Origin of the sequence: Ohessyouella blattaphilus (assembly GCF_024721265.1) — a bacterium.
Lineage (GTDB): Bacteria > Bacillota > Clostridia > Lachnospirales > Lachnospiraceae > Aequitasia > Aequitasia blattaphilus_A.
The window spans coordinates 169,267-178,699 of the sequence record NZ_JAMXOC010000003.1; the positions used below are offsets into that span (position 1 = coordinate 169,267).

Consider the following 9,433-nt stretch of genomic DNA (forward strand, 5'->3'; position numbering starts at 1 on the left):
GATTCAGAGAATTTACAAACTCTCTGAATCCCTAACTGTAATGCGGAAGATGGGACTTGAACCCACACGAGCGCATTGCTCACAAGATCCTTAGTCTTGCTCGTCTGCCAGTTCCGACACTTCCGCAAAGGACTTTAACGTCCGTAGATAATAATACTATTATAGAGGGCTAAAGTCAATAAGAAACTTTACCTTTTAGCACGACTTTTTTAATATAAGCGAAGGTTTCTCGCTCACCTCTTTCTTTGAGCATAACCAAGAGTTTTCGCAAGAGCTTAGCGGTATCTGGATGAATCATTTTGCCTAGCAAGGCAGAGCCGCCGTCGTAATAATGGAGAGGGTGAGCGGGAGTGTAATTTGTCCCTTGGTAGTTCTTTGAGGCGGCTACTCGGTCCACAAACATTTCCACTACGTATTTAAGGGGCATTTTTTGACCCACAATCCCTTCTTCAACGTTCATGCTGTAATCTATCCAATATTCATAATGGTGCTTGTTGCGTCCCTTGTGATGAAGCCAGGCACTGGAGGTGCCGTTGATTTCCCGCTCCGCGGCATTAGGACTTCTATCGCCCTGATAATACCGCACCCCGGGAATAAATTCTGTTAGGGAGTACTTCGATAAATCGTGAAGCAAACCTTGTTTGTATAAGCCTAAACGAAAACACATCTTTAACACCAACATTTTGTGGTTATTGATGGTTCGTAGATGTCCAATTACTTTTCTCATTTTCTAATAAATACCTCGATTGTTCGTTCTGGAAGTAAGGTCTTCCGTTGTTCTTTTAGTAATTCTGGTTTGTCGAAGATACCCTCTTTCGTAGACGCTACCCGGTACCATTTCTTTCCCTGGTTCGTGCTAGGAAGAGCAAACTCGTGGCTAATCCAGTGCATATTATAAGCCACAAAGCATTCGCTACTGGCCTCTTCATTACCCCGGTAATAAATCCCCAGAATGCGACTAGCAATTTCTAAAGGAGCTTGCCAAGCGCTTTCTCCGTGATAAGATACATCGGGAATTCCCCTACTACTCACATCCATCCCCAGAAGTTCTTCTTTTGCATGGAGTGTTTTATACTTCTTTCGCATCGCGATTAAGCTTTTTACAAAAGTAACTAGCTCGCGATTCTTCTTTTCAAGCCGCCAGTCGAGCCAGCTAATCTCATTATCCTGGCAATATACATTGTTGTTGCCTTTCATAGTATTGCCAAATTCATCACCCGCTAAAAGGCAAGGAATTCCTTGAGACAGAAACACTAAAAACAGAGCATTCTTTACCTGATTCGTGCGTAGCGCCAATACGCTTTTCTTCCGCGTAGGACCTTCAGCACCGCAGTTCCAGCTATAATTGTAGTCTGGCCCATCGGTGTTATTCTCACCGTTGGCCTCGTTATGCTTGCCATCATATGATACCAAATCCTGTAGGGTAAACCCATTATGGTTAGCAATATAATTATAGGTACCACTCCCTCGCAGGCTCCTCGTAATACAGCGTGCTGTCTCGCCTACCATCCCTTCGTCACCCTTTAAAAATCTTCGCATGGTGTTCTGAAACGTAAGGTCGTGATACAAGATGCGCGTCTTTGTCAGTACTGGATCTGCTCTAAGCTCATCGATCGATATAAGAGCTGGGTTAAGAATAAAACCATCCACATGGTATTCCATGGCATAGTAGCGTAAGCACTCGACGATAAGCCAAGGAGTTTCCTTTTCCTGGAAAGGCATTTCTACCACCACTTCGATACCCACTTTATGACATGCTTTCACTAAAGCTTTAAATTCGTTAATACCGCTACCATTACTGGCATAGGCCGCTTTTGGTGCAAAGAAAAAGCCCTCGCCATACCCCCAGTAATTCGTATAGCGAAGATTTTCTTCAAAATCATAAATCGGCATTAAGTGAAGCTGATTTATCCCCAAATCCATAAGGTAGTTAAGCTTTTCGATAATCCCGATAAATGTTCCCTTATGCCGTACTCCTGCCGCTGCGCCTTTTGTAAAACCGCGGACGTGGAGGCTGTAAGCGATTAGCTCATCTTCTGGAAGGTGTAAGGGGGCATCGTCCTCCCAGTCAAATTCTGGTGTCATAAGTAGCGAACGAACTTGTCCGCTTAAGGGATCACGTTGGCCTTTCCACTCTTCTCTGCCAATAAGCCCCAGACTTCTGGGGTCAAGGAGAATAAGGCCATCCACCTCATAGTTATAACTTTCGAATTCGCTACACACACCTTCTAAGGCCACGCTCCACAAAGAACCAACCGAATTTTTCATTTCGATTCGCTTACTTGGGGTCGCTTCCCCTTGTTTATAAAGCAATAGTCGGCAGTCTGCTCCTTTATCAACTGATACTGAAAAATTTAGGATATCACCGTTTTTCCAAGTCCCTATGGGCAAGGGCTTACCTGCTAGTATTTTCATATGTGACCTCTTCCTATTGCCAACCGTCAGTTCCATACACATCTATATTCGTACGATCTACCAAATATACCTTTTCTTTAATTTCTTTTTCGTAATCTTCCTTTTCAAGAATAGACTTCACTACGGAGAAGGTACTTTTCCCCATAGTAATAGGTGACTGAGCTACCGTTGCCACCACCTGAGAGCCCGATTTGGCAATTTCTTGCTTGATTTCTGGGGCACCGTCTATGCCAAAGATTAGCACTGACTCATTTCCCACTAGATTAGCAGCCGTCTTAACCCCCATTGCCATTTGATCATTCCCGCAGATAATGGCATCAATATCGCTTCTAGAAGCTAGAAGCTCTCTTGCTTTTTCCAACGATTCCTCATAGTTACTACCACCATCGATGCGTTTCACTACTTCAAAACCTTTTTTTGCCCCAGCAAGTCCTTCCTCTAAATTGCTCATCCGGTAGGCCATGGCACTTTGGGAAAAGCATTCAAAGACAGCTATTTTCCCGCCCTCTGGTAACTTTTCGATTACCGCATCTGCGAGCAATCTACCAATCTCCTCGTTATCTGAGCCAATAAAAGCTTCTAAATAACTCTCCTCTTTTACCTTTACATCCACACCCACAACTTTGATTTTCGCCTTCTTTAAAAGCTCTAAAGAAGGGGTAATGCTTTCATAGTTCACCGGCGTTAAGATAAGAATATCGATTTCCTGAGCGATAAACTCCTCAATCTGAGCCGCCTGAGTGTCTACACTGCCTGCCGGATCCTTCACGATAAATTCATAACCGGCTTTCGTCATCTCTTCCTGGATAGAGCTTTCTAGCGCCTTATAAAAAGGATTGTCGAGGCTGATTACCGAAAACCCGATTTTAGGAGCCTCGGCTTCCTCTTCCTGAGGTTCTTCCTCTTTGACAACTGCATTATCTTCATCGGTCCCTACACTCTTCTTACAACTCCAGATACTGGTAGCTAATGTCAGCAGAAGTAGGATGGCCATTATTTTTTTTAATTTACTCATAACTCCTCCATCATGTCTCTTGACACATCTCTAACGTTCATTTTACTATATAACCTTGCTTTTTTCCATAGCCTTTGTTACAGTAGAAAAAAAGAAAAGGAGTACCCTATATGACTGAAGAAAACGAAAGCTTAGTAGTTCTCACTCTAGATAATGACGAAGAGGTTACCTGTGCTATCTTGACGATTTTTACCGTGGGAGAATCTGATTACATCGCCCTCTTACCTCTTAATGAAGAAGGTGAGAGTGAATCAGGCGACGTATATCTATATCAATTTATCGAGAACGAAGGTGAAGAGCCAGAACTTAAAAACATCGAAGATGACGATGAGTACGAACTGGTATCAGATGCCTTTGACGAGTGGCTAGATGCTGCCGAATTTGATGAATTAGCTGGAGATGAGTAAATCTTGAACGAAACGGGAGGGCGATATCGCCTTTCCGTTTTTTTCTTGCACGTAGGTAATCACTAGTTTACGCTTGGCTCTCGTCATGCCGACGTAAAATAGGCGCCGCTCTTCTTCAATCGCTTCTACGCTACTGGCTTTACGATGAGGAATCACGCCTTCGTTACTCCTTAAGAGAATAACCGTATCGTATTCTAGCCCCTTTGCTCGGTGATAGGAAGAAAGCACTACTCCTTCGTTTTCAGAAGTCTGACTTTCATTCCTTTTGGCTTGCCCCATCTCCTCTGCCATTTGACACCACTCGGCAATCGTCGTAAAGCCTTTTGCTTGCTCTAGGGCTTCTTGAACCACCTCTTCTAGCTTGGAAAAACTAACCATATACTTGGCCCCATGCTCTTTTAAATAGTCCTTATAACCCATTTTATTATAAATATAATCAAGGGCTAAATACGGTGGCTTATCAGCAATCATCTTTAAATCCCAGAATAGGGTGGATACTCGGTTCACCATATACTCTTTATCCTGGTAATACGTTTCAATCTCTGCCGGGGTAAACGCCTCTGCTTTCACACATTGTTTCGAAAGATAGCGTAAGGGCTTATTCATAATCCGGTAAAAATGAACTCGCTTGTATTCTTTGCCCGCAAGACGAAGGTAGCTGAGAAAGTCCTTTAAGATAAAGTGGCTATATAGATTCGGTAGCGTATCTTTGTAGCAGATAGGGATATCCGCTTTTTGCAATAGCTCAGCCACAACTAAAGCTTCCATTCCCGTTCGGTACAAAACCGCAATCTCCTTCGCCGGCACATCACTAGCTAACTGCTCTTTAATCAGCGCCGCCACATACTCGGCTTCCTCATTAACATCGGCCACCTCTTGGACATGAACGGTCTCCGGACTCTCTTTTAAGGCCTTGATCTCCTTTTTGAAGCGCTGCTTATTCTTTTTAATAACCCGGGCAGCACTGCCGACGATAAACCCAGTCGAACGATAATTCACGTTTAAAAGAAGCTGCTTACACCCTTTAAAATCCTTAGTAAACTGCTCCATAATATGAGGTGTTGCCCCGCGAAAACGATAAATACTCTGATCGTCGTCACCTACGATAAAAAGATTGTTTTCCGGTAGCGCTAATAACTTAATAAGCTCATACTGAGCCTTGTTAACATCTTGGAATTCATCTACGAGAATGTATTTAAAACGTTTCTGCCAAAGCTTAAGCACGTCCTTTTTCTGGGTAAAGAGCTCGTAGCAAAGGTGAATCATGTCTTCAAAATCGATCTTCCCTTGCTTACCCTTTAGCTCCTCGTATTGCTCATACACTTCTTTTAAAGGGATGCCACTAATCCGAACCTCTTCTAGTTCTTCTAGGTGTTTGAGCTCGTTTTTCACTTTACTAATCGCTCCCAAAAGACTCTCACCTAGGTCTTCATCGATGACTTCTGACTCAGGTATTTCCACATTCTTTAAAGTCTCGCGGATTAGTTCTTGCTTTTCAAATTCCTTTAGTAGAGCATCGCCTTTTATCACACCTGCCCACTTTAAGATTCCGTAAAATATTCCGTGAAACGTCCCAAAGCTAACACCGCCATAGCGGTAATCCGTCATTTCCTGAAAACGGTTTTTCATCTCCAGGGACGCCATTTTTGAAAAAGTAACGACCAGAATTTCTTCCGGTCGCACCTCTAGTCGTTCTATCAGATACCCTACTCGCGCGGCGATGGTAAACGTCTTACCGGAACCCGGTCCCGCTAGGACCATGCAAGGGCCTTCGCCATACGTTAGGGCATTTCTTTGTTCATTATTAAAAACCATAGACTTCCTTTTTATTTACTAAGTAATTCAATTGCTGCTTTTATTCTTTTTAACGACTCCTCTTTTCCCAGAACTTCCATTAGCTCCGTTGCCCCGCCAGGGGTATTCTGCTTTCCGGAAACGGCCGTTCTAAGGGGCCACATAACATAACCCACCTTGTACTCCTTATCCGTAGCAAAGCCCTTTAACAGTTCAAATAAGGCGTCGTTGCTGTAATCCGTCTGGGATTCCAAAAGTGGTAAGGTTTCTTTTAACACCTTAAGCGATGATTCTTCATTGGTCTTCATCTTCTTATGAATGTACATGGAAGTATCATACTCCGGTACCGCTTCAAAAAAATCCACCTGCTCTTCAATATCTGGAAGGATTTCGATTCGACTTTTCACCATGGTGGCAATCTTCTTTAAGTCAAAATCCTTTTTTATCGTTGCTTCTAAGTACGGCTTTGCTAAAGCAAAGAACTTATCAAAGTCCATCGCCTTTAAGTACTCGCCGTTCATCCACTTAAGCTTGGTCATATCAAAGACCGCCGGCGCTTTGCTTAAATGGCGGTAATCAAATACCTCTTCTAGTTCCGTTAAAGTAAATATCTCTTGATTATCCGTCGGTGACCAACCGAGTAAGGCCACAAAATTAAGCACAGCTTCTTTCACGTAGCCGGCAGCAATCAAATCTTCATAGGAAGAATGACCTAGGCGTTTGCTCAATTTCTTATGGTTCTCATCAGTGATCAAAGGGCAATGTACATACGTAGGAATTTCCCAGCCAAAAGCCTCGTACAGTCGATTGTACTTCGGGGCACTGGATAGATACTCGCTTCCTCTAACCACATGGGTAATTCCCATTAGATGGTCATCGATAACGTTGGCGAAATTATAAGTTGGATATCCATCCGATTTCATCAAAATCATATCATCTAGTTCATTATTAGGCACCTCGATATCACCGTAAATTTCATCGTGAAAAACGGTAGTACCTGACCTTGGCATATTGATCCGGACTACATGAGGCTTGCCAGCGGCTAGATTCGCTTCGATTTCCTCCTTAGAAAGGTGAAGGCAGTGCTTATCGTACATCACGATACCACCTTCGTCACCGGAGACGCTGGTCTTTAAGCTTTCCAAGCGTTCTTTATCACAAAAACAATAATAAGCATGACCAGAAGCAATTAACTCCTTCGCATATTTTTCGTAGATTCCCTGAGCACTCCGCTCGCTCTGAATGTAAGGGCCCACGCTGCCCTCCTTATCTGGTCCTTCATCGTGTGTAAGTCCAGCATCATCAAGGGTGCGATAGATGATATCAAGAGCATCTTCATCAAAGCGCTCGCGGTCGGTATCTTCAATCCGCAGAATAAAGTCTCCTTTTCCATGTCTCGCAATTAAATAGGCATAAAGCGCCGTCCGCAAATTCCCCACATGCATCTTTCCTGTAGGACTAGGCGCAAATCTTGTTCTTACTTTTGTCATTTTATTTTCCTTCTTTCTAAAATCTCTCATTACATTATAAGCTAACCGATCTTTCTCCGCCAGTACTCTAGGCGGAAAAGTTCTCTCGGAATCGGCACTACAAAGACAATGCCCGCCACAATCGCAAAGGCAACTTTAATCGCGTTAAGCCCCGACGCCGAGGCTTTATCAAGCTGACTCGTCACTAGATAAAAAGCCGTATTATAAACCCCTGCCCCAGGGATTAGCGGAAATATTCCCGGAACCAGAAACATCGTAATCGGACACCGCATGATGACCGTTAACCCTCTTGATAAAAGAACGACTCCGAGTGTTCCAAAAAAGGTAGCCATTGCTACAGAAGTATGGTGACTGGCAAATAAGTAGACGAGCCAACCAACCAATCCTGTCAAACCACACTGTAAGTAATATTTCTTAGGAACACAGAATAACACCGCAAAAGCAAAGGTTCCACAAAATGGGCAGATGACGTTTAAAAAAATAAAGTTCATCATAGGGCAATCCCTCCCAACAGATTATTAAAGATTCCCAGAGCCACGCCTACACCTACTGCGATATAGACAAAGACCAGAATTGCATCAATCATCCGCACCGTACCGGAGAGAAAATCGCTGTCAGCAATGTCTCTAATCGCATTTACAAAGGCTAGTCCCGGTATCAAGGGCATAATCGCCCCAATGGTCATGCCGCTAATGCTTAAGTCAAAAGGTAATGGCAAACGGGTAATCAAAACCGCCAAACTGGTAATCAAAACACCACCAATGGTATTGAGAATCATTTTGTTAAATCCGTGACGCTTAGCGAACATTACCCAAAGGTAGAGAATAACAGCAATAAAGAAACAAGCGATGCTTTCTGGGATGGTGGAGCCAAGAAAATAGCCAAAAAAGCCAGCACCAAACCCTGCCGCTAGCATCAGATTTAACGGTCTAGGTGGTGGCATCTTCTCTATTTCATCCAAGCGTTCAAACGCCTCGTTAACATCCACCTGACCACCGGAAATCTCCCGCGACAAGGCATTTACCGCCGCTACAATTCCTAAATGAGGTGACGCTAGCGGGACATTCTTCACCCTGGTATAAGCATCGTTCTCCCCATTTCGTACACTGATAAAGATACCGTGACTTAAGACAAAGGTGTCGATTTTATCTACATAAAAACGATTACAGATACGATCAATGGTCTCCTCTACACGGAAGATTTCGCCGCCGTTTTGCAGCAGGAGCTCACCTGCCTTTAAGGCCAAATCTACCACCCGCTTCACATTTACGGCCGAGATCAACGTACGTGTTAGGTATTCATGCTGAACTTTCCCGTAATTCTTCTGCTGATAGTAGCGCTCAAAATACGCCTGACTAATCGGTGCCACCGAAAAGCCACGCTTTTTGTAAAAGTCGACGCAGGGTTTTTCTTTCTTTATTTCTACGTACATTAAATCGCAACTATCTGCATAGACTTCGCAAATATAATCTAAGAGATGGCTGCCGTATCCTTGTCCTCTATCCTCTTCGATGGTACAAAGATTCTTAAGGACGCATTTTCGGTTATTCAGCATAATCACCACGCTTACACTTCTCAGGATTTCATCTTCGTAAAGACCGTAAAGATTCCCCGCCTCTAAGTAGTAGCGCACATTGTCTTCAGAGCTGTCACCAATCATTAATGTATCGATATAATCTTCTTTATTCTCTGTAATTTTTTCAACTCGCATACACGAATTATAGCACTCGCCTACTTAAAAGTAAATCCAAAAAAGCCGGCAAAAAAGGGTGCCATTTTGGCACCCTTTACAAACCTCTCTTATTGTATATACCCTGCCTTGCGAAGGGCCTCTACCGCCGCTTCGGTCTTGCTTTCATTGACTAGGACAATCGGTCCCGTACAGCCCATACCGCTTTCCGCATAAATGCCTACTTTCCACAGGGACTGCACCCCGTCTTCTAAGTCCATGATCTCGATTCCCGCGATCTGAGAAGTGACCACCTCTTTCGGTGGCGCTTTTACCTCTTCAGCTTCGCTACTCTTACCAGCACTTGCCTCTTTTCTCGCTTTTAGAATCTCGTCTAGACCGGCTTTCTTAGCGGCTGCAAACTCCTTCTCGGCAACTGCCCAGATGTCCCCACGAACTAGCTCAGCTGCATATTTGATCGCACCTTCAATTACCGGAGCTCCAGAAGCTCTAGAAATAATCATGACCAGCTTATCATACCCTTCCCCAATTCCAGGGCCATAGCCGTCACCAATCGCTTCATAGCTACCACCAGTGTTAAACGAAGAGAGCATCTTGGTCATGATGTTACCGGAAAGCGAAT

Annotated in this window: 8 protein-coding genes, 1 tRNA gene and 1 pseudogene; 1 reads left to right on the forward strand and 9 read right to left on the reverse strand. The window is 43.8% G+C overall.

The features are described from left to right. Positions 1–41 precede the first annotated feature (41 nt). From NHH16_RS04320 to NHH16_RS04335, 4 genes are all read right to left on the reverse strand, one after another. Positions 42–126 (reverse strand) — tRNA-Leu (locus NHH16_RS04320). A gap of 49 nt (positions 127–175) precedes the next feature. After that, positions 176–727, reverse strand: a complete 552-nt coding sequence (locus NHH16_RS04325) for a DUF5662 family protein (protein WP_262068381.1) — start codon at positions 725–727, stop codon at positions 176–178. After that, positions 724–2,415: an alpha-amylase family glycosyl hydrolase gene (locus NHH16_RS04330; RefSeq protein WP_262068382.1), complete on the reverse strand. Its 1,692-nt coding sequence runs from the start codon at positions 2,413–2,415 to the stop codon at positions 724–726. The genes NHH16_RS04325 and NHH16_RS04330 overlap by 4 nt, the downstream gene beginning before the upstream one ends. A 13-nt stretch (positions 2,416–2,428) precedes the next feature. Next, positions 2,429–3,430, reverse strand: coding sequence for a substrate-binding domain-containing protein (locus NHH16_RS04335; RefSeq protein ID WP_262068383.1), 1,002 nt, complete (start codon positions 3,428–3,430; stop codon positions 2,429–2,431). Positions 3,431–3,540: 110 nt separating this feature from the next. Here NHH16_RS04335 and NHH16_RS04340 point away from each other — a divergent pair, with 110 nt between their 5' ends. Then, on the forward strand, positions 3,541–3,837 hold the full coding sequence (locus tag NHH16_RS04340) for a DUF1292 domain-containing protein (protein ID WP_262068384.1): 297 nt from the start codon (positions 3,541–3,543) through the stop codon (positions 3,835–3,837). Here the strand turns inward: NHH16_RS04340 and NHH16_RS04345 are convergent. From NHH16_RS04345 to NHH16_RS04365, 5 genes and pseudogenes are all read right to left on the reverse strand, one after another. Further along, a complete protein-coding gene (locus NHH16_RS04345; protein WP_262068385.1) occupies positions 3,820–5,652 on the reverse strand; it encodes an ATP-dependent helicase in 1,833 nt (610 codons plus the stop codon). The genes NHH16_RS04340 and NHH16_RS04345 overlap by 18 nt on opposite strands. Positions 5,653–5,663: 11 nt before the next feature. Further along, positions 5,664–7,121: a glutamate--tRNA ligase gene (gene gltX, locus NHH16_RS04350; protein ID WP_262068386.1), complete on the reverse strand. Its 1,458-nt coding sequence runs from the start codon at positions 7,119–7,121 to the stop codon at positions 5,664–5,666. A 41-nt stretch (positions 7,122–7,162) separates the two neighbouring features. Beyond that, positions 7,163–7,615: a threonine/serine exporter family protein gene (locus tag NHH16_RS04355; protein ID WP_262068387.1), complete on the reverse strand. Its 453-nt coding sequence runs from the start codon at positions 7,613–7,615 to the stop codon at positions 7,163–7,165. Next, positions 7,612–8,832: a GNAT family N-acetyltransferase gene (locus NHH16_RS04360; RefSeq protein ID WP_262068388.1), complete on the reverse strand. Its 1,221-nt coding sequence runs from the start codon at positions 8,830–8,832 to the stop codon at positions 7,612–7,614. The genes NHH16_RS04355 and NHH16_RS04360 overlap by 4 nt, the downstream gene beginning before the upstream one ends. Positions 8,833–8,921: 89 nt before the next feature. Beyond that, positions 8,922–9,433 (reverse strand): annotated as a pseudogene (locus NHH16_RS04365) (glycine/sarcosine/betaine reductase complex component C subunit alpha); the annotation flags it as partial.